General features: G+C 67.9%; 26 protein-coding genes. 16 read left to right on the forward strand and 10 right to left on the reverse strand.

Annotated elements, in window-relative coordinates:
- Nucleotides 1-2 precede the first annotated feature (2 nt).
- The 6 genes from ACWIGM_RS04750 to ACWIGM_RS04775 all read left to right on the forward strand — a co-directional run bounded on the left by ACWIGM_RS04750 (nt 3) and on the right by ACWIGM_RS04775 (nt 5,811).
- Nucleotides 3-1,157: a benzoate/H(+) symporter BenE family transporter gene (locus ACWIGM_RS04750; protein ID WP_454024760.1), complete on the forward strand. Its 1,155-nt coding sequence runs from the start codon at nt 3-5 to the stop codon at nt 1,155-1,157.
- Nucleotides 1,154-1,807, forward strand: coding sequence for a thiamine phosphate synthase (locus ACWIGM_RS04755; RefSeq protein ID WP_454024761.1), 654 nt, complete (start codon nt 1,154-1,156; stop codon nt 1,805-1,807). Before ACWIGM_RS04750 ends, ACWIGM_RS04755 begins: the two co-directional genes overlap by 4 nt.
- Entirely contained in the window at nt 1,804-2,730 is a 927-nt protein-coding gene (locus ACWIGM_RS04760) for a tetratricopeptide repeat protein (protein WP_454024762.1), read from the forward strand. Before ACWIGM_RS04755 ends, ACWIGM_RS04760 begins: the two co-directional genes overlap by 4 nt.
- Before the next feature lie 87 nt (nt 2,731-2,817).
- Nucleotides 2,818-3,606, forward strand: a complete 789-nt coding sequence (locus ACWIGM_RS04765; RefSeq protein WP_454024763.1) for an inositol monophosphatase family protein — start codon at nt 2,818-2,820, stop codon at nt 3,604-3,606.
- Nucleotides 3,607-3,692: 86 nt separating this feature from the next.
- Nucleotides 3,693-4,739: a flagellar motor protein MotA gene (locus tag ACWIGM_RS04770; RefSeq protein WP_454024764.1), complete on the forward strand. Its 1,047-nt coding sequence runs from the start codon at nt 3,693-3,695 to the stop codon at nt 4,737-4,739.
- Nucleotides 4,740-4,791: 52 nt separating this feature from the next.
- The gene (locus tag ACWIGM_RS04775; RefSeq protein WP_454024765.1) at nt 4,792-5,811 is read left to right on the forward strand and encodes a peptidoglycan -binding protein; all 1,020 of its coding nucleotides are present in this window, start codon (nt 4,792-4,794) and stop codon (nt 5,809-5,811) included.
- 24 nt (nt 5,812-5,835) lie between these two features.
- Here the strand turns inward: ACWIGM_RS04775 and ACWIGM_RS04780 are convergent, their stop codons facing one another.
- Both ACWIGM_RS04780 and ACWIGM_RS04785 read right to left on the reverse strand, forming a co-directional pair.
- On the reverse strand, nt 5,836-6,228 hold the full coding sequence (locus ACWIGM_RS04780) for a VOC family protein (RefSeq protein ID WP_454024766.1): 393 nt from the start codon (nt 6,226-6,228) through the stop codon (nt 5,836-5,838).
- Complete coding sequence (locus tag ACWIGM_RS04785) at nt 6,188-6,532, reverse strand: ArsR/SmtB family transcription factor (RefSeq protein ID WP_137880250.1); 345 nt, start codon at nt 6,530-6,532, stop codon at nt 6,188-6,190. Before ACWIGM_RS04785 ends, ACWIGM_RS04780 begins: the two co-directional genes overlap by 41 nt.
- 232 nt (nt 6,533-6,764) lie before the next feature.
- Here ACWIGM_RS04785 and ACWIGM_RS04790 point away from each other — a divergent pair, with 232 nt between their 5' ends.
- The 4 genes from ACWIGM_RS04790 (at nt 6,765) to ACWIGM_RS04805 (ending at nt 11,892) form a co-directional block, all read left to right on the forward strand.
- Nucleotides 6,765-7,508 (forward strand): glucosamine-6-phosphate deaminase, encoded by a 744-nt coding sequence (locus ACWIGM_RS04790; RefSeq protein ID WP_454024767.1) that lies wholly within the window; start codon nt 6,765-6,767, stop codon nt 7,506-7,508.
- Between the two features lie 7 nt (nt 7,509-7,515).
- Nucleotides 7,516-8,538 carry an N-acetylglucosamine-6-phosphate deacetylase gene (locus ACWIGM_RS04795; protein WP_454024768.1) on the forward strand — a complete coding sequence of 341 codons (1,023 nt, stop codon included), beginning with the start codon at nt 7,516-7,518 and terminating at the stop codon, nt 8,536-8,538.
- Nucleotides 8,539-8,576: 38 nt separating this feature from the next.
- Nucleotides 8,577-9,767: an ABC transporter substrate-binding protein gene (locus ACWIGM_RS04800; protein ID WP_454024769.1), complete on the forward strand. Its 1,191-nt coding sequence runs from the start codon at nt 8,577-8,579 to the stop codon at nt 9,765-9,767.
- Between the two features lie 379 nt (nt 9,768-10,146).
- Nucleotides 10,147-11,892: an ankyrin repeat domain-containing protein gene (locus ACWIGM_RS04805; protein WP_454024770.1), complete on the forward strand. Its 1,746-nt coding sequence runs from the start codon at nt 10,147-10,149 to the stop codon at nt 11,890-11,892.
- An 82-nt stretch (nt 11,893-11,974) separates the two neighbouring features.
- On the opposite strand, the gene ACWIGM_RS04810 is transcribed toward ACWIGM_RS04805, so the two are convergent.
- Nucleotides 11,975-13,753, reverse strand: coding sequence for an ABC transporter transmembrane domain-containing protein (locus ACWIGM_RS04810; protein WP_454024771.1), 1,779 nt, complete (start codon nt 13,751-13,753; stop codon nt 11,975-11,977).
- A gap of 144 nt (nt 13,754-13,897) precedes the next feature.
- Between ACWIGM_RS04810 and rpmE the strand changes: the two genes are divergently transcribed.
- Nucleotides 13,898-14,131: a 50S ribosomal protein L31 gene (gene rpmE, locus ACWIGM_RS04815; protein ID WP_066471911.1), complete on the forward strand. Its 234-nt coding sequence runs from the start codon at nt 13,898-13,900 to the stop codon at nt 14,129-14,131.
- 105 nt (nt 14,132-14,236) lie between these two features.
- On the opposite strand, the gene rcdA is transcribed toward rpmE, so the two are convergent.
- The 3 genes from rcdA to ACWIGM_RS04830 all read right to left on the reverse strand — a co-directional run bounded on the left by rcdA (nt 14,237) and on the right by ACWIGM_RS04830 (nt 15,917).
- A complete protein-coding gene (rcdA, locus tag ACWIGM_RS04820; RefSeq protein ID WP_454024772.1) occupies nt 14,237-14,764 on the reverse strand; it encodes a protease adaptor protein RcdA in 528 nt (175 codons plus the stop codon).
- Between the two features lie 362 nt (nt 14,765-15,126).
- Nucleotides 15,127-15,423: a hypothetical protein gene (locus ACWIGM_RS04825; RefSeq protein ID WP_454024773.1), complete on the reverse strand. Its 297-nt coding sequence runs from the start codon at nt 15,421-15,423 to the stop codon at nt 15,127-15,129.
- Between the two features lie 296 nt (nt 15,424-15,719).
- Entirely contained in the window at nt 15,720-15,917 is a 198-nt protein-coding gene (locus tag ACWIGM_RS04830; protein ID WP_454024774.1) for a DUF1192 domain-containing protein, read from the reverse strand.
- A gap of 79 nt (nt 15,918-15,996) precedes the next feature.
- Here ACWIGM_RS04830 and ACWIGM_RS04835 point away from each other — a divergent pair, with 79 nt between their 5' ends.
- The 3 genes from ACWIGM_RS04835 to ACWIGM_RS04845 all read left to right on the forward strand — a co-directional run bounded on the left by ACWIGM_RS04835 (nt 15,997) and on the right by ACWIGM_RS04845 (nt 18,797).
- Nucleotides 15,997-16,995: an NAD(P)H-quinone oxidoreductase gene (locus ACWIGM_RS04835; protein ID WP_454024775.1), complete on the forward strand. Its 999-nt coding sequence runs from the start codon at nt 15,997-15,999 to the stop codon at nt 16,993-16,995.
- A gap of 146 nt (nt 16,996-17,141) precedes the next feature.
- Nucleotides 17,142-17,876: a DUF1013 domain-containing protein gene (locus ACWIGM_RS04840; protein ID WP_454024776.1), complete on the forward strand. Its 735-nt coding sequence runs from the start codon at nt 17,142-17,144 to the stop codon at nt 17,874-17,876.
- A 36-nt stretch (nt 17,877-17,912) separates the two neighbouring features.
- Nucleotides 17,913-18,797 carry an MBL fold metallo-hydrolase gene (locus ACWIGM_RS04845; RefSeq protein WP_454024777.1) on the forward strand — a complete coding sequence of 295 codons (885 nt, stop codon included), beginning with the start codon at nt 17,913-17,915 and terminating at the stop codon, nt 18,795-18,797.
- A gap of 12 nt (nt 18,798-18,809) precedes the next feature.
- Here ACWIGM_RS04845 and ACWIGM_RS04850 read toward each other — a convergent pair whose 3' ends face one another.
- From ACWIGM_RS04850 to ACWIGM_RS04860, 3 genes are all read right to left on the reverse strand, one after another.
- Complete coding sequence (locus tag ACWIGM_RS04850) at nt 18,810-20,504, reverse strand: methyl-accepting chemotaxis protein (protein ID WP_454024778.1); 1,695 nt, start codon at nt 20,502-20,504, stop codon at nt 18,810-18,812.
- Entirely contained in the window at nt 20,501-20,824 is a 324-nt protein-coding gene (locus ACWIGM_RS04855) for a hypothetical protein (RefSeq protein WP_454024779.1), read from the reverse strand. Before ACWIGM_RS04855 ends, ACWIGM_RS04850 begins: the two co-directional genes overlap by 4 nt.
- A gap of 137 nt (nt 20,825-20,961) precedes the next feature.
- Entirely contained in the window at nt 20,962-21,384 is a 423-nt protein-coding gene (locus ACWIGM_RS04860) for a nuclear transport factor 2 family protein (protein WP_454024780.1), read from the reverse strand.
- A 166-nt stretch (nt 21,385-21,550) separates the two neighbouring features.
- Here ACWIGM_RS04860 and ACWIGM_RS04865 point away from each other — a divergent pair, with 166 nt between their 5' ends.
- Nucleotides 21,551-22,483 (forward strand): cupin domain-containing protein, encoded by a 933-nt coding sequence (locus ACWIGM_RS04865; RefSeq protein ID WP_454024781.1) that lies wholly within the window; start codon nt 21,551-21,553, stop codon nt 22,481-22,483.
- A gap of 13 nt (nt 22,484-22,496) precedes the next feature.
- On the opposite strand, the gene ACWIGM_RS04870 is transcribed toward ACWIGM_RS04865, so the two are convergent.
- Nucleotides 22,497-24,413 carry a propionyl-CoA synthetase gene (locus ACWIGM_RS04870; RefSeq protein WP_454024782.1) on the reverse strand — a complete coding sequence of 639 codons (1,917 nt, stop codon included), beginning with the start codon at nt 24,411-24,413 and terminating at the stop codon, nt 22,497-22,499.
- A gap of 187 nt (nt 24,414-24,600) precedes the next feature.
- Here ACWIGM_RS04870 and ACWIGM_RS04875 point away from each other — a divergent pair, with 187 nt between their 5' ends.
- A complete protein-coding gene (locus ACWIGM_RS04875; protein ID WP_454024783.1) occupies nt 24,601-25,359 on the forward strand; it encodes a sulfite exporter TauE/SafE family protein in 759 nt (252 codons plus the stop codon).
- Nucleotides 25,360-25,421: the final 62 nt, after the last annotated feature.

Here is a 25,421-nt window from a genome sequence, read left to right on the forward strand (position 1 = left end):
CGATGTCGCAGCTCTTCTCCGCCCTCGTCGCCGTCTTCGTCGGCTATGCGGCCTCGGTCGCGGTCGTGCTCGCGGCGGCGCAGGCGCTCGGCGCGACGCCGGGGCAGACCGTCTCCTGGCTCGCCGGGCTCGCTCTCGCCAAGGGGCTCGCCAGCCTCATCCTGTCCTGGCGGCATCGCATGCCGATCATCTGCGCCTGGTCGACGCCGGGCGCGGCGCTGCTCGCGGCGGCGAGCGGCGTCGACATGGCCTCGGCCGTCGGCGCCTTTCTCGCCGCGGCAGCGCTGATGATGGCGACCGCCGCCTTCCGCCCGCTCGGGGCGCTGGTCGAGCGCATCCCGATGAGCATCGCCGCGGCCATGCTCGCCGGCGTGATCTTTCGCTTCGTCGTCGCCGTCTTCGACGAGATGAAGCTGCAGCCTGTGCTGGTGCTGACGCTGCTCGTCGTCTTCCTGCTGGCGCGGCTGTGGAATCCCTTCCTCGGCGTCATCGCCGCGCTGGGCGCAGGCCTCGCGCTCGCCTTTGCCACCGGCACCGCGACGCTGCCTGCCGGGCCGGTCGCGCTGACGCATATCGAGCTGATCGTCCCGCATCTCGATCTCACCGCGATCGTCGGCATCGGCATCCCGCTCTATCTCGTCACCATGGCGGCGCAGAACCTGCCGGGCTTCGCCGTATTGCGCGCCTCGGGCTACCAGCCACCGACCGCCTCCTGCCTGTTCGTCACCGGGCTGATGTCGGCCCTGACCGCGCCGACCGGCGCGCATATGGTCAACATGGCGGCGATCAGCGCCTCGATCTGCACTGGCGCCGACACCCATCCCGATCCGAAGGAGCGCTGGAAGGCCGGGATCTGGTACGCCCTGCTCTGGCTCGTCATCGCTGCCACGGCCGGCCTCCTGCTCGCCCTGATCCTCGCCATGCCCAAGGCACTGATCGTCGCGGTTGCGGGCCTCGGCCTCGTCGGCTCGCTGACCGGGGCGCTCGGGCAGGCGATGGGAGGCGACAGGGACCGCTTCGCTGCGGTCGTCACCTTCGCCGTCGCCGCCTCCAGCCTGTCGCTGTTCGGGGTCGGCTCCGCCTTCTGGAGCCTGGTCGCCGGGCTTATGGTCTTGACATTGGACCACGCCGCGGGCCGTTTGCGCGCAAGATCATGAACACGTCCGTACCCCGCACCCGCCTGATGCTCGTCACGCCGCCGATCTCCGATCCCGGCGCGCTCTCCTTTCGCCTGATGCAGGCCTTCGCCGGCGGCGATGTCGCCGCCGTGCTGCTACGGCTCGTGCCCGGCGACGAGCGCAGCCTGACCGAGCGGGTCAAGGCGCTGGCGCCGCCGGTGCAGGCGCAGAACGTCGCCCTGGTGGTCGAGGCCTCGGCCCAGGTCGCCAGCCGTGGCGGGGCCGACGGCGTCCATCTCACCCAGGGCGCCGAGGCGATCGCCGAGGCCCGCTCCAGCCTGAAGCAGGAGCGCATCATCGGCGCCGGCGGCCTGCGCTCGCGCCATGACGCCATGGACATGGGCGAGGCCGGCGTCGACTACGTCATGTTCGGCGAGCCGCGACCGGACGGTTCCCTGCCGCCCTTGCCGGCCGTGATCGAGCGCGCCTCCTGGTGGGCCGAGATATTCGAGACGCCCTGCATCGCCTATTGCCCGGATGCGGAGTCGGTGCCGGCCCTGATCGAGACCGGCGCCGAATTCATCGCGCTCGGCGAATGGCTGTTCGCCGAAGGGGTCGACATCCGCGCAGCGGTTGCCGAAGCCGATGCGGCGATCACGGCGCAACATGCCCGCAGGACGGCGCGATGAAGCTTGCGCTCGCCGCGCTCGCCCTGACAATCGCCTTGCCGGCCGCCGCAGCGGAACCGGAGCCGGATTTCGCCTATGGCGCCTATCAGACCGGGCATTACCGGCGTGCCCAGGCGGAGGCCTTGAAGCGGCTCGATGCCGATGCGGGCGACGCCGCGGCGATGACGCTGCTCGGCGAGATCTACCGGCAGGGGCTCGGCATCCGCGAGGACGCGAAGGCAGCGGCCGACTGGTATCGGTTCGCGGCCGACAAGGGCGACGTGAATGCGACGTTCGCGCTCGGCATGGCGATGCTGGAAGGCCGCGGCCTGCCGCGCGATCCGAAAAAGGCCGGCGTCCTGCTGGAGAAGGCCGCCGCCGCCGGCCACCCCGCCGCCAACTACAATCTCGCCATCGCCCTGCTCGCGACGGGACGGCCGCAGGATGACCAGCGCGCCATAGGCTGCCTCAGGGTCGCGGCCGCCACCGATCTCGGCGATGCCCAGCATGCGCTCGCCGTGCTCTACAAGATGGGCCGGGGCGTGCCGCAGGACGATGGCATGGCGGCCGAATGGATGGGCAAGGCCGCCGCCAACGGGCTGATCGCCGGCGAGGTCGAATACGCGATCATGCTGTTCAACGGCGACGGCGTCGCCAAGAACGAGCGGGCTGCGGCCCGGCTGTTCATCCGCGCCGCCAACAAGGGCAACGCCATCGCCCAGAACCGCCTGGCCAAGCTCTACCAGTTCGGCCGCGCCGTCCCGCCCGACCTGTCGGAAGCCGCCGCCTGGCATCTCGCGGCGCGCACGCAAGGGCTGACCGACGCCACGCTCGACCAGGTGCTGGAGCGGCTTTCGCCCGAACAGCGCGCCCGCGCCGCCCGCCTGGCCGCCGACCGGATCGAGGCCACGGCCTTGACGACGGCGAGCCAACCGAGCAAGTGACGGCCGAACAGGTGGCCGTGGCCACCTCCGCTCTTTGATAGTCCGCTCCATTCCGCAGCGCTTCGCGCGCGCCCCGAGGTTTATGCCATGATCCGCTCCCCCCTGATGACCGTGATGACCGATGCCGTGATGAAGGCGTCGCGCTCGCTGAAGCGCGATTTCGGCGAGGTCGAGAACCTGCAGGTCCTGGCTAAGGGCCCGGGCGACTTCGTCTCCAAGGCCGACCACAAGGCCGAGGAGATCCTGCGTGCGGCGCTGGAGAAGGCACGGCCGGGCTACGGCTTCGTCATGGAGGAGAGCGGCGTCGTCGTCGGGACCGACGAAAGCAATCGCTGGCATATCGACCCGCTCGACGGCACCCACAACTTCCTGCGTGGCATCCCTCACTGGAACATCTCGGTGGCGCTGGAGCGCGACAACCAGTTCATCGCCGGCGTGATCTACGACGCCGCCAAGGACGAGCTCTTCATCGCCGAGAAGGGCAAGGGCGCCTATGTCAACAATCGCCGCCTGCGCGTCTCGGGCCGGCGCGAATCGGCAGACATGCTGATCGGCATGGGCGTGCCCCATATCGGCAAGGGCGGCCACCCGCTCTTCCTCAAGGAACTCGGCGCGGTGATGAGCCGCTTCGCCAATGTCCGCCGCATGGGCTCGGCCGCGCTCGACATCGCCTATGTCGCCGCCGGCCGCATGGACGCCTATTGGGAACGCGGCCTCAACACCTGGGATTTCGGCGCCGGCGTGGTGATGGTGCGCGAGGCGGGCGGCACCTTCGGCACGCTCGACGGCAAGCAGCCAACCTCGGCCAAGGACGTGATCTGCGGCAACGAAGCCGGCGAGCCGGCGTTGCGCGCAGTCCTCAAGACCGTGCTTTGATCGGGAGAGCGCCGTTTCCTGCTTGATCCCGGCGTGGCGGGAGGCGACAGTCGCCGCCGCGACGAAACCGGATCGGATGAGCAGGCATGGCCAATGACGAGGCGGCCCCTGAGGTCCCGCCGCTGGAGCCTCCAGCGCCGGCGCCCAATCGGCCGCAGACGTTCCGCTTCTCCCGCCCGCTGCGCTATGTCCTTCGCGCGCTGGTCTTCCTCGCGCTGATCGGTTTTCTGATCTTCATCCTCCAGGATGGGCTTCGTACTGCTTTCATGACGAATCCGGGCCTCAACGGCCTGATCGTCGGTGCCCTCGCGGTCGGCGTGCTGCTGTCGCTGCGCGAGCTCTGGCGCGTCGACAGCGAGGCCCGCTCCGCCACCCGCCTCGCCGCCGATCCGGCCGGCGCGGCGCTGCGGCGCAGCCAGGTGATCAGCCCGCTGGCACCCGTGCTGCCGGCGCTGGAGCAGCGCAATCTCGCTCCCAGCCAGGCGGCGAGCCTGCTCGAATCGATCGCGGTCCGGCTCGACGACGGCCGCGAGGTGCTGCGCTATCTCGCCGGGCTCCTCGTCTTCCTCGGCCTGCTCGGCACCTTCTGGGGCCTGCTCGAAACCGTCTCCTCGGTCGGCAACGTCATCAAGAGCCTGCGCACCGGCGCTGAGGCCGGTGTGCTCTTCGACGAGCTCAAGGCAGGCCTTGCCGCGCCGCTCGCCGGCATGGGCCTGTCGTTCTCGTCCTCGCTGTTCGGCATTGCCGGCTCGCTGATCCTCGGCTTCCTCGATCTGCAGGTCGGCCAGGGCCAGCGCCGCTTCCGCAACGAGGTCGAGGGCTATCTGGGCACCGCGACAGCGCATTCCGCGACCATCCCACTGGCGATGCCGGTCGCCGCCGGCCAGACCATGGCCGGCGATGTCGTGGTCGAGCGTCTCGACAAGCTCCAGGCGGCGATGCAGGACGGCTCGAACAACCGCGCGGCGACGCAGGCGCTGGCCAATCTCGCCGAGGGCATCCAGGGCCTCGTCCAGCACATGCGTTCCGAGCAGCAATTGATCCGCGACTGGGTCGAGGCGCAGGCGGCGCGTGAGAAGGATCTGAAACGCCTGATCGAGCGCCTCGCCGCTGAGCGGGTGAGCGAGTCATGAGCCTGCCATGGTGCTGCGCCATCGAGTGCGTTGATCGCAAGGAAGGCTGAGCATGGCTCTGTCGCGCTCGCATCGCCGGGAAGAGGTCAATTTCTGGCCGGGCTTCGTCGACGCGCTTTCGACGATGCTGATCGGCATCGTCTTCCTGCTCTCGGTCTTCGTCCTCGGCCAGTTCTTTCTGTCTCAGGAGATTTCCGGCCGCGACACGGTGCTCGACCGGCTCAACCGCCAGATCGCCGAGCTCAGCGACCTGCTCGCTTTGGAGCGTTCGAGCGGCAAGGAGGCGAAGGATTCGCTCGCCCTGCTGCAGTCTTCGCTCGCCGGCGAGCAGGCCGAGCGCGCCCGCGTCCAGGGCCTGCTCGACGGCGCCGCCCGCGCCAATGCGCCGACCCAGCTCGCCGACACGCAGAAGGCGCTCGACGCCGAAAAGCAGCTCTCCGCCAAGGCGCAGGCCACGGTCGAGCTGGTCAACCAGCAGATCGTCGCCATGCGCCGCCAGCTCGCGGCGCTGGAAGAGGCGATCGCCGCCTCCGAGGCCAAGGACAAGGAATCGCAGGCGCGCATCTCCGAGCTCGGCTCGCGCCTCAACGTCGCGCTGGCCCAGCGCGTGCAGGAACTGGCGCGCTATCGTTCCGACTTCTTCGGCCGCCTGCGTCAGGTGCTCGGCACAAGGCCCGACATCCGCGTCGTCGGCGACCGCTTCGTCTTCCAGTCGGAAGTGTTCTTCGATGCCGGCCAGGCCGTGCTGAAGCCGGAAGGCCGCGGCGAGCTCGACAAGCTGGGAAGCATCATCGCCGATCTCGGCCGCGAGATGCCGCCGGACCTGCCCTGGATCCTGCGCGTCGACGGCCATACCGACAACCGGCCGATCCGCTCGCCGCAATTCCCGTCGAACTGGAGCCTGTCGACGGCGCGCGCCGTGGCCGTGGTCGAATACCTGGTCAGCAAGGGTATCCCCGCTGACCGCATCGCCGCGACCGGCTTCGGCGAGTTCCAGCCCCTCGACGTCGCCAACAATGACGACGCGTATCGCCGCAACCGCAGGATCGAGTTCAAGATCACCGAGCGGTGAGAAGGCTGCTCTGGCGACCGCTCCTCAATGACGCTGGGCGATCTGGATCAGGTTGCCGCAGGTATCGTCGAACACCGCGGTCGTGACCGGGCCGAGATGGACCGGCGGCTGGGTGAAGGCGACGCCGAGCGCGGCAAGCCGCTTATGCTCGGCGTGGACGTCCTCGACTCCGAACGAGGTCGCCGGGATGCCATCGGCGACGAGTGCGGTCTTCCACGGCTTCGCCGCCGGGTGCTCGTCCGGTTCCAGCAGCAGCTCGACGCCGTCGGGATCGCCGGGCGAGGTCAGGGTCAGCCAGCGATGCTGGCCCATCGGGATGTCGTGCTTCAATTCGAAGCCGAGAATGTCGCGGTAGAAGCGCAACGCCTTCTCCTGGTCATCGACCAGCACGCTCGTCACGACGATCTTGATCGGCATCGGCCCTCTCCTTCTCCGGCGGCTCGGCCAGCGGCCGCATCCACACATCCCACATCTGCCGTAGCGGCGAGCGTTCGAGGAAATGGTGCTTGCTGCGCCAGCGCCATTCGGTTCGCAGCAGGCCGGCTTCCTCCAGCACCTGCAGATGCTTCGACAGCGCCTGCCGCGACAGGCTCGCCCCGTGCCAGCTGATCAGGCGCACATGCAGCTCGAACAGCGTCTGGCCGTCCCGCTCGGCGAGCTCGTCCAGCATGCGCCGGCGGGTCGGATCGGCCAGCGCCCGGAACAGGCGGTCGAAATCCATGGCCAATTGCTAGCATGCGAGAGACAATCATGCAATTAACTGGTTGCATGACAGAACTCGCATAGGCGGCCTCATTGGCTGGGCGCAAACCTATGCGCGCAATTCCTGCGAAAAGCTGTGGCGGGTCATGCCTTTGCGATGGGGGCACACGCTCATGTCCATGCTAGCATGCTGGCTGGTATGGTAGTATACCACACGAAAAATACCGCACGCTTGGCGGACAGGGAGCAGCATGATCGATATCCGCATCACCCCCGACAAGAACGAGCTCGGCCGCCAGGCCGCAGCGCTGGGCGCCGAGGCGATCCGCGCCGCGATCGCGCGCCATGGCGAGGCGACGATCATCGTCGCTACCGGCGCGAGTCAGTTCGAGATGCTGCAGAACCTCGTCGTTGCCAAGGGTATCGACTGGTCGAAGGTCACCGCCTTCCATCTCGACGAATATGTCGGCCTGCCCGAGAGCCATCCGGCGAGCTTCCGCGGCTATCTCAGGGAACGCTTCCTTGCTCCGCTCGCGGTCAAGCCGGCCTTCAACTTCGTCAATGGCGAGGGTGATCCCGCCGCCGAGACCAGGCGCCTCAACGCCCTGATCGCCGGGCGCCGCATCGATCTCTGCTTCGCCGGCTTCGGCGAGAACTGCCATCTCGCCTTCAACGATCCGCCGGCCGATTTCGAGACGGAAGAACCCTATATCGTCGTCACCCTCGACGAGGCCTGCCGCAACCAGCAGTTCGGAGAGGGCTGGTTCGAGAGTTTTGCCGCAGTGCCGGAGCAGGCGATCTCGATGAGCATCCGCCAGATCCTGAAGAGCGAACTGATCGTCCTCTCGGTGCCGGACGCCCGCAAGGCGCAAGCGGTGAAGGACGCGCTCGAAGGCGAGATCACCCCGCTGCACCCGGCCTCGATCCTGCAGCGCCATCCCAATACGGTGCTGTTCCTTGATCCGCCGGCCGCTTCGCTGCTGAAGAAGGGCTGAGGCGCCGATGCCCGTCTCGCCCGGCCTGATCGATCTCCAGATCAACGGCTTCGCCGGCGTCGACTTCAACGACCCGGCGATCACCCCGGCCGATCTCGACCGGGCGCTGGAGGCGATGCTCGCGACCGGCGTCACCCATTGCCTGCCGACGATCATCACCGCCCATCCGCACGAGCTGATCGAGCGCTTCCGGGCATTGGACAAAGCCGTCGCCGGCAGCAGGCTCGGGCCGCTGATGTGCCCGGGCTACCATCTCGAAGGGCCGTTCCTGAACCCGGCGCCGGGCTATCATGGCTGCCATCCGCCACAGGCGATGACGGCGGCGAGGCCGGAGCTGATCGCCGAGGTCGAGCGCGGCCTCAAGCGGCCGATCCTGATGGTGACGCTCGCCGCCGAGAGCGAGGGCGCCGTCGCCCTGACCAAGACCCTGGCCGATGCCGGCAAGATCGTTGCCATCGGTCATTCGGCTGCCGATTTCGACCAGGTTTCGGCCGCGGCCGATGCCGGCCTCTCGCTCTCGACCCACCTCGGCAACGGCCTGCCGCAGACGCTGCACAAGCTCGCCAACCCGATCTTCGCCCAGCTCGCCGAGGACCGGCTGATGGCCGGCTTCATTGCCGACGGCATCCATGTCCATCCCAGGGCGCTGGCGGCGCTGATCCGGGCCAAGGGCTTCGAACGCTCGATCCTGGTCACCGATGCGGTAGTCGCTGCCGCCGCGCCGGTCGGCCGCTATCACTTCGCCGGCATGGCCGTCGATCGCATGCCGGATGGTTCAGTACGGCAGGAAGCGGGCCTGCTCGCCGGCTCGGCGCTCTGCCTCGATGAAGCCGTCCGCAATGTCGTCGCCTGGGGCATCGCGACGCCCCAGCAGGCCTTCGCCATGGCCTCAGACCACGCGCTCGCTGCGATCCGCCCGGCGCTCGCAGCGCATGGCATCGTGCTTGCCGAGGGCGAGGTCGAATGGTCGGATGATCTTTTCGCCCGGCGCGTCCGCCTCGCCGATCAGGAACGTCGCTACCACGCATGACCGCAGCCAAAACGGCGCGACAACAAGAGGGGAAGGCAATGACCAGGAAGCTTCAGGGTATCGACCGACGCACCGTGCTCGGCGGCCTCGGCGCACTCGCAGCCGGTGGGCCGGCGCTCGCCGCCTCGCCGCCGCTGCCGACCAGCCCGGTCGTAATCAGCGTCATGGATGTCGGCGGCGCGCTGGCGCTGATGCAGAAGGCCTTCGAGGACTACCGCACCGCCAATCCCAAGCTGGTCTCGCGCATCGCCTTCGTGAAGGCCCCTGCCCCCGAGCTCGCCAGCAAGCTCAAGGCCCAGCAGGATGCCGGCAAGGTCGATCTCGACCTGATCCTGACCGGCAGCGACGGCCTCGCCGCCGGCCTGGAGCAGAAGCTCTGGCAGAAGATCCTGCCCGACTTTTCCGACAAGTTCCCGAACATCGAGGCCAATTACGAGCCGGCGGCGCTCAACCTGCACAAGGCGCAGGGCGACGGCTTCGGCGTCGTCGTCAACTACTACCCCTCCGGGCCGCTGCTCGAATACATGCCGGACCGGGTCAAGAATGTCCCGACCACAGCCGAGGAACTGCTCGCCTGGGCTAAGGCCAATCCGAACAAGTTCATGTATGCCCGCCCGACCAATTCCGGCCCGGGCCGCACCTTCATGATGGGCCTGCCTTATCTTCTCGGCGACAAGGACCCGCAGGACCCGGTCGGCGGCTGGGACAAGACCTGGGCCTATCTGCAGGAGCTCGGCCAGTACATCGAGTACTACCCGGCCGGCACCGGCGCGACGATGAAGGAGTTCGGCGACGGCTCGCGCGACATCATCATCTCGACCACCGGTTGGGACATCAATCCGCGGGCGCTGGGCATCGTGCCGAAGGAAGCCAAGATCCAGACGCTGAAGGGCTTCCACTGGGTCTCGGACGCCTTCTTCATGTGCGTGCCCAAGGGCCTGCCCAATGACAGGCTCGCCGTGGTGCTCGACATCATGGCGCATGTGCTGACGCCGAAGATGCAGGCCTATTCCTATGACGAGGGCTATCTCTATCCCGGCCCGGCGGTGAAGAACGTACCGCTCTCGCTGGCTCCCGAATCCAGCCAGAAAGTCATCGCCGAGTTCGGCCGGCCGGAATATGCCGACCTCATCGCCAACAACCCGATCGAACTGCCGCTGAAGCCCGACAAGATGGTGGTGGCGTTCAGGAAGTGGGACGAGCTGGTGGGGGCGAAGCGAGCGAAGTGAGCTCTCACCATTCCTGAGCGCGGAAAGCCCGACGTAGAGCCCCTCTCCTGGAAGGAGAGGGGCAGGGGTGAGGTGTTCGAACTGGAAACGTTGGCCTGAACCCAACCGCGCGGAGAGCGCTCGCGCAGCTGGTCCAATCGCCTACACCTCACCCTGCCCTCTCCTTACAGGAGAGGGTTCCCCGCGGACGGCATCGGCGTCTCACGACACCGATTGACTTCCCCGCCGCCATGCGCTTCTCATCGCCGCAGAGCGCATGGGGCGCCACCAGTCCGCGGCAAGGGAGCCTGCTCCCACCCATATCCAAGCGACGACATCGCATCATCGCTTTCTTCCGGCCTGTCGAGCGGACATCAGGCTTTCCTCGGAAGGAAGACCCATGTCTGACGCTAGCCGCGAACTCACGCTCCGTTCGACCCTCGAAACCATCCGCCGCCAGGCCAAGCGCTGGCTGAAGGAAATCGAGGCCGGCAACGGCGAAGCGCTTGCCCGCTTCCGCAAGCTGATCCCGAACCATGTCGGCGCGGCCAAGCTGCGCGAGGTCCAGCACGCCCTCGCCCGCGATTACGGCCTCGCAAACTGGGCGGCATTGAAGCAGGAACTCATCACTCGGGAGGCCGCAGCCCGCGGCCATGCCGCGCTCGTCGCGCTGTTCCTGGAGAAGTCGGTGCTCCGCTATGGCGTCAGGCCGGGAACGCAAAGCTGGGGCGAGTACGAAGCCGACCGGCCGGCGCGCGGTGCGCTGGCACAGCGCCTGCTCGAACGCCACCCCGAGATCATCAGCGACAGCATCCATACCGCCGTCGCTGCGCACGACCTCGATGCCGTTCGTGCATTCCTCGCCAAAGACAACGCGCTCGCAAACAAACCGAGCGCGTTCGATGGCTGGACACCGCTCGTCCGCCTCGCCTTCACCCGGCTGCCGAACGAAGCCCTGTCGCGCAATGCCGTCGCGATCGCGCAGCTCCTGCTCCAGCATGGCGCCAATCCGAACGCGCTGTTCAGCGACGGCACGAACCATTTCACCCCGCTCACCGGCGTCATCGGCGGCGGCGAGAGCGGCCAGCCGCCGCATCCGCAGGCGGAGGCGCTGGCACGGCTCCTGATCGCTCGCGGCGCCGATCCTGTGAATGGCCAGGCGCTCTACAACTCCTCGCTCGGCGCCGACGATGTCACCTGGCTCGACCTGCTCTGGAGCGAGACGGAGAAGCGCGGCGAGACCGGGCGCTGGCGCGAGCCGGTGCGCGAATTGCCGGCGCCGCCGCTCGACTACCTGCTCGGCAACGCCGTGCCGCGCCAGCCCAAGCGCGCCGCCTGGTTGCTCGCCCATGGCGCCAGCGCCCAGGCGCTCAACGCCTATTCCAAGCAGAGCCTGGTCAAGCAGGCCATGCTCGACGGCCGCAGCGATCTCGTCCGCCTGCTCGTCAACAATGGCGCCAGCCCGGTCGAACTCAGCGGTCAGGAGGCCTTCACCGCTGCGGTCGCCCGTGGTGACGAAAGCGAGGCGCGCCGCCTGCTCTCCGGCAATCCGGACTTCCTGGTCAGCCCGGCGCCGCTGTTCGTCGCGATTAGGCAGGGCAAGCCGGAGATCGCAGCTCTCGCGTTGCGCCTCGGCGTCTCGCCGGAAGCAGAGACGCGCGACAGCGTCCGCGCTTTGCACGAGGCGGCAGGGAGCGATGCGATCGAGATCGTCGCGCTCCTGGTCGAGGCGGGCGCTGAGATCGATCCGATCGAGCGCCGCTATGGCTCGACCCCGCTTGGCTGGGCGAGGCATCAGGGCGCTAGTGCCGCGCAGATCTATCTGGCCTCGCGTAGCCGCGATGTCGAAGCCCTGTGCCAGGCGGCAGAGGTCGAGCGGCTGGAGGCGCTGTTCGCGATGGAGCCGACGCTCGTCAATGCGCCGGCGCGCTCGGGCGAGCCGCCGCTGTTCTGCCTGCCTGATGACGACACCAGCGCCTGCGATCTCGTCGACTTCCTGCTGGCGGCAGGGGCAAACCCAGCTGCGCGCAACGCCGAAGGACAGACGGCTGCGCAGGTCGCGCGCCAGCGGGGCCTGCTGGATGCAGCGGCGCTGCTGGAAGCTTCCCTTCTTCCCCCGGGGGAGAAGGTCCCGGCAGGGGGATGAGGGCGGAACGACTGGGCGAGCCTTCCTTCCCTCATCCGTCAGCGCTTCGCGCTGCCACCTTCTCCCCCGAGGGGAGAAGGACTTACGCCGCCTCCAGCCCGAACTGGAGCGCTGCGAGCCGGGCATAGAGCCCGCCCTTGGCGACGAGCGCGGCATGCGTGCCCTCCTCGACCACACGGCCATCCTCCATCACCAGGATGCGGTCAGCGGAGAGGATCGTCGCAAGGCGGTGAGCGACCACCAGCGTCGTACGCCCCTGCATCAATCGGTCGAGCGCGTCCTGCACGGCGCGCTCGCTTTCCGAATCGAGCGCCGAGGTCGCCTCGTCCAGCAGCAGGATGGGCGCATCCTTCAGCACGGCGCGCGCGATCGCGAGGCGCTGGCGCTGCCCGCCGGACAGCGTGACGCCGCGCTCGCCGATGATGGTGTCGTAGCCCTCCGGCAGAGCCCGGATGAAGCCGTCGGCGGCGGCGAGCTGGGCCGCTTCCTCGATCTCGGAGCGGCTCGCCCCGGGGCGGCCATAGGCGATGTTGTCAGCGACCGAGACGCCGAACACGGTCGGCTCTTGCGGCACCAGCGCGAAGCGGCTGCGCCAATCAGCCGGGTCGGCCTCCGGCCCGGCGACGCCGTCGACCACCGCACGGCCGGCGAAGGGGTCGTAGAAGCGCAGCGCCAGTTGCAGCACCGTGCTCTTGCCGGCACCGGAAGGCCCGACCAGCGCGACCCGCTCGCCCGGCTTGATTGCGAGGTCGAGATCGGCGAGCGCGAGGTTGCTGCGGCCGGGATAGCGGAAGGAGACGCCCTCGAAGGCGAGCGCTCCGACCGGCGGCTGCGGCAGCGCCTTCGGATGCGGCGGAGCGGCGATCGCCGGCTTGGTCGCCAGGATCTCGCCAAGGCGTCCGGCCGCGCCGGCCGCAGCCGAGATGTCGCCATAGACCTCGGAGAGCTGGCCGAGCGAGCTCGCTGCCAGCACGGCGTAAAGCACGAACTGCGACAGCCGCCCGCCGCTCATCCGCCCGGCGAAAACCTCGGTCGCGCCGACCCAGAGCACAAGGACGACGCTGGCCGAGACCAGGAAGATCGCGATGCCCGAGAGCCAGGCGCGCGAGCGCGTCGCATCGCGCGAGGCGGCATAGGCGCCATCCGAGGCGCCCTGGAAGCGCGCCGTCGTGTCGCGCTCGGCACCGAAGGATTGCATGGTCCGGATCGCGCCGATCGCTTCCGAGGCGAAGGCCGAGGCGTCGGCGAGCCGGTCCTGCGCGGCGCGGGCGCGCTTGCGTACGCTGCGGCCGGAGAAGACCAGAGGCAGCACGACGAGCGGAATCGCGCCGATCACGATCGCCGAGAGCTGCGGGCTGGTGATGATCATCAGCACCAGGGCGCCGAGGAACATGATGCCGTTGCGCAGCGCGATAGAAGCCGTCGAGGCGAAGGTCGACTTGATCTGTGTGGTGTCGGCGGTCAGGCGCGAGACCAGGTCACCGGCGCGGCTGGCATCGAAGAAGGCCGGCTCGAGCCGGGTCAGATGTGCGAAGACGTCGGCCCGCAACTGCGAGACGACGCGCTCGCCGACCGTCATCACCAGATAGAAACGGAAAGAGCTCGCCAGCGCCAGCACGGCGACGACGCCGATCAGGATGGCGAAATAGGAATTCGCCAGCTGCTGCTCGCCGCCGGAGAAGCCGACGTCGATCACGCGCCTGACCGCCATCGGCAGGGCCAGTGTCGCGACCGAAGCCACAATCAGCGCGACGAGCGCGAAGGCGATCCGCTGCTTCTGTGCCAGTGCATAGGGCCAGAACGAGCGCAGCGCGCTGAAATCCGGCCGCGCCTTCTGGTCTTCCTTGTTCTCGTTCGCCACGCTCATTTATCCCGAAAAGCTTGCACCGTCGCCGCGGCTGCGCTATGGGCAGCCCACTTCACGACAGGCTCATACGAATTGTTCGAAGAGCCGGCGATGCGCGCCGAGTTCCGGCCGCCCGCTTTTCGAATTGAGGATTTCGCCATGAAGACCGGCATTCATCCCGACTACCACACCATCAAGGTCGTCATGACCGATGGCACCGAATACTTCACGCGTTCGACGCTGGGCAAGGAGGGTGACACCCTCAACCTCGACATCGACCCGAAGACCCACCCGGCCTGGACCGGCGGCACCCAGCATATGCTGGACCGCGGCGGCCGCGTTTCGCGCTTCAACTCGCGTTTCGGCGCTCTCGGCGCGCTCGGCAAGAAGTAATACGCGTTTTCGCGGCTCTTTCGGGCCGCGACAGCAACAGAAAAGCCCGGCCTCGCGGCCGGGCTTTTTGCGTTGATGGCGACGATAGGCCGCGGCGCGGGCTCGTCAGCGCAGCAGGCCGAGCCGCGCCTGCAGACTCTCGAGCTGGCCGCGTACCGGATTCGCCGCGGCGGGACGAACAGCCCCGGACATCTGCTCGTCGAGGTTCCGGATGCGCTCCTGCAGGCGGATCGAATGGGCGATGAGATCGCGCAGGCGCTGCGGCAAACGCTCCGCCTCGGCGCTGGTCGGCTGCAGCATCGGCTCGGCGATGCGCACCTTGTTGTGTTCGTTACGAGCCTGCTCGGCGCTCATCTCGCCCTCGGCAACGGCACGTTGCACCAGGAGCCAGGAGGCGATCTGCATCAGCCGCGTCGTCAGGCGCATGCTCTCGGTCGCGTAGGTCAGCGAGACTTCGCGCGGCAGGGCCGCCGACTCGGCTCGCCCCTCCCCGTCGAGATAGGAAGCGGTCGCCTCGACCAGCCCCATCCCCTCGCGGAACAGCTGCATGAACGCGTCCGATTTGACGAAGCCGCGCGCGAATGAGATCGCGCCGTCCTCGATCTCGGGCCTCAGCATCGTCAAATCGGTCATCCCATGTCTCCAATCGGCACAGCGGCGTGCGATCGAAGGACGCAACGCCGGTTCTGGCCGGGACGTGGCAAGGATAACGCCATGATCTTGTCCGCGCCGTGGTAACACATCATTAAGGTTAACGGTGCGATGGTCCGGCCCGGCGCCCCCCGCCTTGCCCGGCCGGACCGGGCAACAGACGAAAAAAGAGCCGCCCCGAAGGCGGCTCGAAGGTCAACAGGGAGGCGTCAAACAGAGTGGGCAGGAGCCACTCGACATCCAGACAAACTGGACGATACGATTCATAATTCGGAATCGTTAAGCAGCCGTTAACGCCGCCCGAAAATGCGACAAATTCGAGCGATTCCGGTTCAGCCCGATCTCTAGCGCGTCACCGTCAGCTTCAGACCGAAACGCTCGCTGACGAAACGCTCGCCGAGCGAGTAGCGATAGGTGCCTCCCAGGCTGACGCTGGGCGCGATCTCGCGCTTGATCTCGATGCTGTGCCCGCCGAGCACCGTGACCGGCGCCTGCACGACCACAACGGTGTCCGGCAGCTTGAGCCTCAGCGCGGCGAGTGGCTTTCCGCCATCCTCACGCAGCCCGAGATTGGCGATGTCCTCCAGGGCGGCGGCCGGCGTGGCGGCAAGCAAAGCCATGGCGAGCGCGGCAAAGCGCATCGTCTTTCTCCTGTCGAAAGGCAGAGGCAGCGTTCGGAACAGCCTTTCGCTGTCCCTCGGCGTCGTTTCCACCTGCTGTCGTTGTCGGAATGGCTCCGGCCGAGCAATGCATCGGCACGGGCGGGCGGCATCCGGCCGCCTCCTGTCCATGTCCTCAGGATAGGCGCTTGCGCCCGCGATGCGAAGATGAATATCCGTTCATCGGCTGGCGCATCTTGTCGCGTGGCAGGAAGGACTCAACCGCCACCGAAACTGCCGCCGGACCCCTCACAGCTGTTGACCGCCGCGGTTTCGCCTCAGGCCTTCTTGAAGAAGGCATCGGCGGCGGAGCGCGAGGCCGATTTCTTCTCGCGCGCCTCCTTCAGCCGCTCGATCTCCGCCTCCAGAAGCGCGATTCGCTCGCTGAGTTCGGCGACCGCGAGTTGCGACAGGTCCTGCCCGATCTCGTGGGCCCGCTTCGGCGCGGGGCGATCATCGTCGAGAAATCCAGCCATCATAGCCTCGCCTTGCATCCTCGGAGCGCGCGAGCTTAATCGCAGCACAGCGCCAGCACCACAGGCGAGGAGACTCCGCATGACCGCCCTGCCCGCGACAATGACCGCCATCGGCTTCGATGCCCCCGGCGGCCCGGATGTGCTCAAAGCCCAGCAGCGCCCGGTTCCGCAGCCTGGCCCCGGCCAGCTCCTGGTCCATGTCGCGGTCGCCGGCGTCAACCGGCCCGACGTGCTGCAGCGCATGGGCGGCTATGCCCCGCCACCCGGCGCCTCCGACATTCCCGGGCTGGAGATCGCCGGCCGGATCGTCGCCCTCGGCGAAGGCGTCTCGCGCTACGAGGTCGGCGATCAGGTCTGCGCCCTCGTCGCCGGCGGCGGCTATGCCGAGTACGCCGTGGTTCATGAGGACAATGCCCTGCCGATTCCCTCCGGGCTGTCGCTGGAGGAAGCTGGCGCAATTCCCGAGACCTATTTCACCGTCTGGACCAATGTCTTCCAGCGCGGCGGCCTGAAGAAGGGTGAGAGCTTCATGGTGCATGGCGGCACCTCGGGCATCGGCACCACCGCGATCCAGCTCGCCAAGGCCTTCGGCGCGACGGTCCTGGCAACCGCGGGATCGGATGAAAAGTGCGCCGCCTGCCGCGAACTCGGCGCCGACCACGCCATCAACTACCGCACCGAGGATTTCGTCGCCGCAGCGAAGGCGGCGACCGGCGGCCGCGGCGTCAATCTGATCCTCGACATGGTCGGCGGCGACTACATCAACCGCAATTACGACGCCGCCGCCGAGAGCGGCCGCATCGTCCAGATCGCCTTCCTCAACGGGCCGAAGGCCGAGGTCGACTTCCGCCGCCTGATGATGAAGCGGCTGACCCATACCGGCTCGACTTTGCGCCCGCGCACGATCGCCGAGAAGGCTGCGATCGCGCGCGAGCTCGAGGAGAAGGTCTGGCCGCTGCTGACCGAGGGGCGCTGCAAGCCGGTGATCCACGCCCGCTTCCCGCTGGCGCAGGCGGCCGAGGCGCACCGCCTGATGGAGAGCAACGCCCATATCGGCAAGATCGTGCTGACGGTGTGAGGGCTGTCTGTGCTTTCCATGGACAGCCACCACGGCTTTGCCTATAAGGCGGCCCATCCTCCTCATCATCGATGATTTGGATGACCGGCCGGGGCGGCCGGTCGGCGCCTGAGAGCTATTGCCCGCGACATTCCAGGAGACGGCCCGTGTCACAAACGCCGCTGATGCCGAAAGCCACTGCGGTCTGGCTGGTCGAGAACACCTCGCTGACCTTCGAGCAGATCGCCGAGTTCTGCAAACTGCACCCGCTCGAAGTGCGCGGCATCGCCGACGGCGAAGTCGCAGCCGGCATCAAGGGCCTCGACCCGATCACCTCCGGCCAGCTCACCCGCGAGGAGCTCGAGCGCGCCGCCAAGAATCCGGCGCACCAGCTCAAGCTCGCCGAGCGCAAGGTCAAGGTGCCGGAGATCAAGCGGACCAAGGGCCCGCGCTACACCCCGGTTTCCAAGCGCCAGGATCGCCCGAACGCGATCCTCTGGCTGCTGCGCAACCATCCCGAGCTCAAGGACGCGCAGGTCATCCGCCTGATCGGCACGACCAAGACGACGATCGCCCAGATCCGCGACCGCACGCACTGGAACACCCAGCAGCTGCAGCCGATCGATCCGGTCAGCCTCGGCCTGACCTCGCAGATCGACCTCGACTTCGAAGTCGGCCGCGCCGCCAAGGATCGTCCGGCGATGGTCCTACAGGAGACCGGCTCGACCCTGCTCCCGGCCGAGGAGACCACCGCGCCCGAGCCGGCGCCGGCCTCGCAGCCCTTCGCCGACATGAGCCGGCCGAAGCGGCAGGACGAGGAGAAGATCGACGTCGACTCGGTCTTCGCCAAGCTGAAGCAGCTTAAGCGCCCGACCGACGAGGACGACGACGGCGGCTACTGAGCCTGTTCGGCTGATCAAGACGGGAGGCGAGCGACTGTGACCACTGATCTCGCCTTCACCTTCCTCGGCAGCGGCGCACCGCCTGTCAGCCTGCGCCGCGCCGGCCCGGCCCATCTCGTCGAGGCGAGCGGCAGCAAGGTCCTGATCGATTGCGGCTCCGGGGTCAGCCAGCGTCTCGTCGCCGCCGGCCATGCCGGGGCGCAGATCGACGCGCTCATCGTCACCCATGAGCATTCCGACCATCTTGTCGATTTCTACCAGCTGATCGTCTCGTCCTGGCATCAGGGCCGCAACCGCCCCTGGCGGGTGCTCGCGCCCGCGCCGGCGCTCGCCAATATGCGTGGCCAATACGAGGCTTTCGCCCGCGAGCGCGCCTTGCGCATCGCCTTCGAGAAGCGCCCCGATACGACCGGCCTCGACGTCGCCTTCGAGGAATTGCGCGAGGGCCCGGTTGCAGGGCTCGGCGCCCTCTCTGTCGAGGCCTTCCTCGTCGATCACAAGCCGGTCGAGCCCGCCTTCGGATTGTCCGCGTCGGCCGATGGCGGCCGCATCGTCTTCTCCGGCGACACCCGCCTGACGCCCTCGCTCGAACAGGCCGCGCAGGGCTGCGACCTCCTCGTCTGCGAGGTCTTCATCGACAGCCAGATGCCGGTCACCGCCGGCGTCCGCTCGGCCGAAACCGTCGCCTCGGTCCAGAGCTATCACATGACACCGGCAGTGGTGGCCGGCCTCGCCAAGCGTGCCGGCGTCAAGACGCTGGCGCTGACCCATCTCGTCCCGCCAGGGGCCGATACCGCAGCGCTCTTCGCCGAGGTCCGGGCCGGCGGCTATGCCGGGCCGCTTATCGTCGGCGAGGATCTGATGCGGCTGGAACTGCCGGCACGATTGCTGCGCTGGAACGGCGCCGCTATCGGGTTCTGACCACGACGCGGCTCAGGCTGCCCGGCGAATCCCTGCTCCGGCTTGCGCACCGCCGAGCCGAAACCCACCCGCCAGCCGTGACACCGCTTCGGCCGCCTCGGCCATGCCGCGTCCCGCCGCAGCCGTGCGTTCCGCCGCCTGGGCATTGTCCTGCGTGGCGGCATCGATCTCGACCAGCGCCCGCTCGATCGCGCCGACGCCCTGCGACTGCTCTGCCGTCGCCTGGCTGATCTCGCCGAAGGCCTGCGCGACCTCCTCGACCTCGCTGGAAATGGTGTTGAGGCTGGCGCCGGCCTCACGCACCAGCTTCACGCCCTCGTCGACATGGACCTTGGTCTCGCTGATCAGCGCTCGGACATCGCGCGCCGCATCGGCTGATTGCTGGGCGAGCCGGCGCACCTCGGTCGCGACCACGGCAAAGCCGCGCCCGCCCTCGCCCGCCCGCGCCGCCTCGACCGAGGCGTTGAGCGCCAGGAGATTGGTCTGGAAGGCAAGCCCGTCCATGACCTCGACGATGTCGACGATCCGGCGCGCCTGCTGGTCGATCCTGTCGATCGCCTCGACCGCGCGGCCTGCGACCGCGACGCCCGCCCCGGCATCGTCGGCTGTCGAGCGGGCCTTGCGCGCCGCCGCCTGGACGATGTCGGAGGTCTGGCGCACCGTCGCCGCGATCTCCTCGATCACGCTGGAGGTGTCCTGAATCGCATTGGCCTGGCTCTGCCCGCGCTGCGACAGGTCGAGCGTCGCCGAAAGAATGTCCTCGGCGGCGCTGCGCGTCTGGGCGGCGTTGCTCGCCACCGCCGACAGCGCTCCGGCGAGCGCCTCGGCCGAGCGGTTGAAATTGCCGGCGACAGCCGCCAATCGCCCTTCGAAGCCGGTCGACATCCGGGTGCTGAGGTCGCCATCGGCCAGCGCCGAGAGCGCACGATCGGCCTCGTCCAGGAAGGACTCGCAGGCCTCAGTCAGTTCGTCGATCCCGCTCACCAAGGTACTGAACCGGCCGAGATCGTCGGTGCGGACGGTTCGGGCCGAGAAATCGCCGCGCTTGGCCGCGTCGACGACGCCGGCGACGGCTTCGAGCAGGTGTGCTTCGACCGCAGCCCGCTCGGTTTCGTTCGCTTCGCTGTCATGCCGGAGCGTCTCCGCGCGTTCCTGATTGGCCAACGCCGTCGACGCCGCCTCGTCAGCCTGGCTGAGCGCCGCCGCCAACCGCTGCGCGATCCAGATCAGCGCCCCCGCCTCCGCCAGCAGGATGACGGCGTGGACGACGACGCGGGCGAACTCGCTGCCATCAGGGAATACTGCTGCCGGATAGGCGAAGTTGAGCACGAGGTGGTGCACCGCCACGACCGCCGTCGCGGCCAGGATCGAGCGCCAGCAACACCAGGCCGTCATCACCGCGAGCGCGGCGAAGAAGGCCATGTGCATGTCGATCTGGTAGCGCGTGCCCTCGGCGGCGAAGACCAGCAGCGCCACCTGCCCGTTGACCGCGATGGTCGAGATCACGCGGGTCGAAAGACCGATCCCGTCAGAGCGCCAGGCCAGCATGGTGGCGGCGGCGAGCAGGGTCGAAACCAGTCCGATCGCGAGCAGGGCAGGATGGCCGGCGAGCCAGGCGACGGCACAGGTCACCGGCACCAGCAGCCATTGCCCTGTCATCAGCGGCTTGGCGAAGGCGCGGCGGAACGTCTCGAGGCTCTGGCTCATGGGGACCGTCTCGCTGGGATGAGGGGATCGCGCGCCTGACCGGAGCAGCCGCCGCCCAGTCCGGCCAGGACGAGCGCGGCGCCAGCTTGGTAGAGGCGCGTGGAGAAGCCGGGTTCCGCAGAACGCGCCAGCAGGCCGAAGCGGCCGAGCGGGGCAAGGATGACGCCGTCCGCCCGACTCACCGCCTCGACGGCTTGAGCGGAATTGGTCGCAAGCACGACGACGACAGCCCCGTCGCGCGGGGCCAGCATGACACCGACCGGCGCCAGCAGCGCACCGATCGCCAAGGTCAGAAGTCCGACGCGGGGGCGATGCGCCATCGTTTAGATCCGGCGGGATAAGCGCCTGCGATCCTGAACCATTCTGTTTAAAGCAACGTAAAGTTGTATTCTCGTCGAACTGCGCGTTGCGCCCACGGCCACACGCGGAGCGCAGGTGCGGAGAGTGGGTCTCCAGATCAAATCATCGCGTTCGCATGCAGGGAGCTCGGGGCAATTGGCTGGCGAACCTCCCAATGCTCCACCAGCTTCCCGGTTTCGAGGCGAAAGAAGTCGACGATGGCGAGGCCGGCTTCCTCGGGCTCGCGCCTGGCATGCATGTGGACGATGACGAAATCGCCCTCGGCGAAGATGCGTTTGACCTCGCCACGAACATGAGGAAACGTCCGCCGCAATTGCTCCAGATAGGCGCGGAAGCCGTCAGCGCCATCAGCGATATTGGGGTTGTGCTGGACATAGGCCGGGCCGAAGTGAACCGAAGCGGCTTCGATGTCGCCTTGGTTCACGGACTTCTCGATGAAGTCGAGCACGACCAGCTTGTTGGCCTCGTGCAGAGACCGAGCCTCGGCCGTCGAGGCTGCTGCGATATCCGGATCACTCATCTGATTGTCCACTTCGGGGGCATGAGTGCGTCGCCTGGCGAGCCGGCTCGGCTCGCTGGAGCACCGCCGGTATCCTCCTGCACCGACATGAGACGATCGATGGCGCATCGTGCCATTTTATTGTCTGATCATCTCAGCGTGCGGCTCCAGGTTATGGTCTCGAGACATGGATGTCTTGTCGGATGTGCTCGCCTCTCTCCGGCTCGGCAGCGCCGTGATCGGCAACGCTGCGCTCCCGCACCCATGGGGGATCGCGGTCGACCCGACCAAGAACGCCGCCGTCCATGTGCTGCAAAGTGGCGAATGCTGGCTGCACCTTGCCAGCAACGGTAACGCCATCCGGATCGGAGCCGGCGACGTCATCCTTGTTGCTGCCGGCATCGGGCACAGGTTGAGCAACCCGGTGGACGCGCCAGTGTCCTCGCTCGCCGCCGCACTGTCGCGCATGTCGGGCGAGGGCGGGGAGAGCCATGCCGACGAGGTGACGACCCTGCTTTGCGCCAGATATCTGTTCGACGAGGCTGGCCCACCGGCCTTGATCTCCTTGCTTCCCCCTCTGATTCATCTGACGCGCGAGCAGGTCGAGGCGAACGAACCGCTTCGGCTGGCCGTGGAGTTGCTCCGAACCGAAACGTCGAGCGGCCTCGCCGGCCATGAGATGGTGGCGCCGCGTCTGCTCGACGTCTTCCTGGTCCTGCTTCTACGGGCCTGGATCCAGACACAGCCCACGGGCACGACCGGCTGGTTTGGTGCCTTGCGCGATAAGGGGATCGCACAGGCGTTACGCCTGATCCACGAGCGGCCCGCCCGACGCTGGACCGTCGCGGAGCTGGCGGATGGCGCGGTCCAATCGCGAGCGACCTTTGCGCGGCGCTTCCTCGCCCTCGTCGGTGTGCCGCCCCTCGCCTATGTCACGCACTGGCGCATAAGCCTTGCCGCTAAGGCGCTGCGGGAGAGCGGCCGGACGATTCATGAAGTCGGCCTGGCCGTGGGCTACGATACCGCGCCCTCGTTTTCCAAGGCGTTCAGCAGGCTGATGGGGCAAACGCCGGGGCGCTATCGCAACAGCTTCGCCCCGCCGCCGGAGCGAATGTCGTGACGCCCCAGCCGCCCTAGCCCAGCCCCCTGCCCTTCAGGGCCACGCCGATCTCGCCCAGTACGGCCGGATCCTCGATCGTCGCCGGCATCGCGTACTCCTCGCCATCGGCGATCTTCTTCATCGTCGCGCGCAGGATCTTGCCCGAACGGGTCTTGGGCAGCCGCGCCACGGTGATCGCCAGCTTGAAGGCGGCGACGGGACCGATCTTGTCGCGCACCAGCCCGACCAGTTCTTTCTCGACCTCGGCTGGCGACTGCGTCACCCCGGCCTTCATCACGACGAAGCCGCAGGGCTGCTCGCCCTTGAGCGCGTCCCTGATCCCGACCACGGCGCACTCCGCCACCGCCGGGTGCGAGGCCAGCACCTCCTCCATGCCGCCGGTCGAGAGCCTGTGACCAGCGACGTTGATGATGTCGTCGGTGCGGCCCATGATGAAGACATAGCCGTCCGCGTCGATGAAGCCGGCATCCGAGGTGTTGTAGAAGCCAGGATAGGTTTCGAGATAGGCGTTGCGGAAGCGCGCATCGTCCTGCCAGAGCGTCGGCAGGGCGCCGGGCGGCAGCGGCAGCTTGGCGACGATCGCGCCCATCGTCCCGGCCGGCACTGGCCTGCCGCCCTCGTCGAGGCACTGGATGTCATAGCCGGGCAGCGGCACGCTCGGCGAGCCGTGCTTGATCGGCAAGAGGCCGAGGCCCACCGGGTTGCCAACCATGCAGGCGCCGGTCTCGGTCTGCCACCAATGGTCGACCACCGGTACCCCGAGCACCTCCTCGGCCCATTTCAGCGTATCGGGATCGGCCCGTTCGCCGGCGAGAAACAGCGTGCGGAATGCCGACAGGTCGTAGTTCTTGAGATAGGTCGCCTGCGGGTCCTCCTTGCGGATCGCGCGGAAGGCGGTCGGCGCCGTGAACATGGCGACCGCCTTGTATTCCGAGATCACCCGCCAATAGGCGCCGGGATCGGGCGTACCGACCGGCTTGCCCTCATAGAGAACCGAGGTCGCGCCCTGGATCAGCGGCCCGTAGACGATATAGCTGTGGCCGACGACCCAGCCGACATCGGAGGCGGTGAACATCACCTCGCCGGGCCTGACATCGTAGAGCTGCGTCATGGTCGCGATCAGCATGACCATGTGGCCGCCATTGTCGCGCACCACGCCCTTGGGCCGCCCCGTCGTGCCGGAGGTGTAGAGCACATAGAGCGGGTCGGTCGCGGCGACCTCGACGCAATCGGCCTTGCGGCCATTGGCACGCGCGGCGGCGACGAGCGTGCGCCAGTTCTTGTCGCGGCTGACATGCATGGAGGCGTCGACCTGCGGCCGCTGCAGCACGATGCAGGCGTCGGGCTTGTGCGTCGCGAGATCGATCGCGGCGTCGAGCAGCGGCTTGTATTCGACCACGCGCGTCGGCTCGATGCCGCAGGTCGCGGTCATGATCAGCTTCGGCGTGGCATCGTCGATGCGGGTCGCCAGCTCCTTGGCCGCGAAGCCGCCGAACACCACCGAATGGATCGCGCCGATCCGCGCGCAGGCCAGCATGGCGAATGCCGCCTCCGGGATCATCGGCATGTAGAGGATGACGCGGTCGCCTTTGCCGACGCCCTGATCCTGCAGGACCGCCGCCAGCGTCGCGACCTCGTCGAGCATCTCGGCATAGGTGAAGCTCGCCTTGGTGCCCGTGACCGGGCTGTCATAGATCAGCGCCGTCTGCTCGGCCCGGCCGTCGCGGACATGCCTATCCAGCGCATTGAAGCAGGTGTTGCAGGTCGCATCCGGGAACCAGCGGCCATAGATGCCGGCCTCGGCGTCGAAGATCACCTCCGGCGGCTTGATCCACTCGATGCCTTTGGCGATCTCGGCCCAATAGCCCTCCGGGTACCGCTGCCAGGCGGCATAGGTCTGCGCGTAGCGGCTTGCATGGCTGGCAGTCATGAAAAGCGTTCCTCTTCGCCTGGTATTCGCCCTAGAGCTGAATTCGGGCTGGCCGTCTGCGGGCCGGATTTGGCGCGGGATCGTGCCCATGTCCGCCGCTTGCGTGCAAGCGCTCCTCTGTCAGACTTTCAGCGCAACCGCATGGGCTGTGCTGCACAGCCGGCCCGGCCGGCAGCCGCGCGGAACGATGACCTTCGACCTCACCTTCTTCGCCGTCATGGTGCCAGCCGTCGTCCTGATGGGACTGTCCAAGGGCGGCTTCGCGGGCCTCAGCCTGCTTTCGCTGCCGCTGATGGCGCTGATCGTCTCGCCGGTGCAGGCGGCGGCGATCATGCTGCCGATCCTGATCATCCAGGATGTCGTCTCGGTCTGGTCCTATCGCCGGGATTTCGATCGCCGGAACCTCGCGACGCTCATCCCCGGCATGCTGCTTGGCGTGCTCGCCGGCTATCTCCTGGCGGCGAAGGTCTCCGACGCCGTCGTCGGCCTCGCGGTCGGTGTGATCTCGATCGGCTTCGCGCTGCGCCGCCTCCTCGCCGGGAAGACATCGGCCCAGCCGGTGACCCAGGCGAACTATGCGGCCGGCACGCTCTGGGGCGCGATCTGCGGCTTCACCAGCATGATCGCTCATGCCGGCGGCCCGCCTTTCCAGATCTACACCATGCCGCAGCGCCTGCCGCCGGCGGTCTTCGTCGGCACCGGCGCGCTGTTCTTCGCGCTGATGAACTGGATCAAGGTGCTGCCCTATTTCGTCCTCGGCCAGTTCAGCCCGCAGAATCTGATGGCCTCGGCGGCGCTGGCGCCGGTCGCGATCCTCTCGACCATCGCCGGCGTCTGGCTGGTCAGGCGCGTCCCGGCCGAGCGCTTCTACACCATCATCTACTGGCTGCTGATCGCCGTCGGCGTGAAACTCGTCTTCGACGGCCTGCGTCCGCTCTTCGGCTGATTGCCCACGGCAAGGCGCGCTTCTAGGCTTGTCGGCAACGACAGCCGGGAACGCCGAACGCC

It is taken from the genome of Allobosea sp. NPDC055332 (genome assembly GCF_053645455.1).

What these genes read in the sequence shown, in the direction of transcription:
- ACWIGM_RS04750 (WP_454024760.1), top strand. Translation starts at nt 3, where the DNA reads ATGTCGCAGCTCTTCTCCGCCCTCGTCGCCGTCTTCGTCGGCTATGCG.
- ACWIGM_RS04755 (WP_454024761.1), top strand. Translation starts at nt 1,154, where the DNA reads ATGAACACGTCCGTACCCCGCACCCGCCTGATGCTCGTCACGCCGCCG.
- ACWIGM_RS04760 (WP_454024762.1), top strand. Translation starts at nt 1,804, where the DNA reads ATGAAGCTTGCGCTCGCCGCGCTCGCCCTGACAATCGCCTTGCCGGCC.
- ACWIGM_RS04765 (WP_454024763.1), top strand. Translation starts at nt 2,818, where the DNA reads ATGATCCGCTCCCCCCTGATGACCGTGATGACCGATGCCGTGATGAAG.
- ACWIGM_RS04770 (WP_454024764.1), top strand. Translation starts at nt 3,693, where the DNA reads ATGGCCAATGACGAGGCGGCCCCTGAGGTCCCGCCGCTGGAGCCTCCA.
- ACWIGM_RS04775 (WP_454024765.1), top strand. Translation starts at nt 4,792, where the DNA reads ATGGCTCTGTCGCGCTCGCATCGCCGGGAAGAGGTCAATTTCTGGCCG.
- ACWIGM_RS04780 (WP_454024766.1), bottom strand. Translation starts at nt 6,228, where the DNA reads ATGCCGATCAAGATCGTCGTGACGAGCGTGCTGGTCGATGACCAGGAG.
- ACWIGM_RS04785 (WP_137880250.1), bottom strand. Translation starts at nt 6,532, where the DNA reads ATGGATTTCGACCGCCTGTTCCGGGCGCTGGCCGATCCGACCCGCCGG.
- ACWIGM_RS04790 (WP_454024767.1), top strand. Translation starts at nt 6,765, where the DNA reads ATGATCGATATCCGCATCACCCCCGACAAGAACGAGCTCGGCCGCCAG.
- ACWIGM_RS04795 (WP_454024768.1), top strand. Translation starts at nt 7,516, where the DNA reads ATGCCCGTCTCGCCCGGCCTGATCGATCTCCAGATCAACGGCTTCGCC.
- ACWIGM_RS04800 (WP_454024769.1), top strand. Translation starts at nt 8,577, where the DNA reads ATGACCAGGAAGCTTCAGGGTATCGACCGACGCACCGTGCTCGGCGGC.
- ACWIGM_RS04805 (WP_454024770.1), top strand. Translation starts at nt 10,147, where the DNA reads ATGTCTGACGCTAGCCGCGAACTCACGCTCCGTTCGACCCTCGAAACC.
- rpmE (WP_066471911.1), top strand. Translation starts at nt 13,898, where the DNA reads ATGAAGACCGGCATTCATCCCGACTACCACACCATCAAGGTCGTCATG.
- rcdA (WP_454024772.1), bottom strand. Translation starts at nt 14,764, where the DNA reads ATGACCGATTTGACGATGCTGAGGCCCGAGATCGAGGACGGCGCGATC.
- ACWIGM_RS04825 (WP_454024773.1), bottom strand. Translation starts at nt 15,423, where the DNA reads ATGCGCTTTGCCGCGCTCGCCATGGCTTTGCTTGCCGCCACGCCGGCC.
- ACWIGM_RS04830 (WP_454024774.1), bottom strand. Translation starts at nt 15,917, where the DNA reads ATGGCTGGATTTCTCGACGATGATCGCCCCGCGCCGAAGCGGGCCCAC.
- ACWIGM_RS04835 (WP_454024775.1), top strand. Translation starts at nt 15,997, where the DNA reads ATGACCGCCCTGCCCGCGACAATGACCGCCATCGGCTTCGATGCCCCC.
- ACWIGM_RS04850 (WP_454024778.1), bottom strand. Translation starts at nt 20,504, where the DNA reads ATGAGCCAGAGCCTCGAGACGTTCCGCCGCGCCTTCGCCAAGCCGCTG.
- ACWIGM_RS04855 (WP_454024779.1), bottom strand. Translation starts at nt 20,824, where the DNA reads ATGGCGCATCGCCCCCGCGTCGGACTTCTGACCTTGGCGATCGGTGCG.
- ACWIGM_RS04860 (WP_454024780.1), bottom strand. Translation starts at nt 21,384, where the DNA reads ATGAGTGATCCGGATATCGCAGCAGCCTCGACGGCCGAGGCTCGGTCT.
- ACWIGM_RS04865 (WP_454024781.1), top strand. Translation starts at nt 21,551, where the DNA reads ATGGATGTCTTGTCGGATGTGCTCGCCTCTCTCCGGCTCGGCAGCGCC.
- ACWIGM_RS04870 (WP_454024782.1), bottom strand. Translation starts at nt 24,413, where the DNA reads ATGACTGCCAGCCATGCAAGCCGCTACGCGCAGACCTATGCCGCCTGG.
- ACWIGM_RS04875 (WP_454024783.1), top strand. Translation starts at nt 24,601, where the DNA reads ATGACCTTCGACCTCACCTTCTTCGCCGTCATGGTGCCAGCCGTCGTC.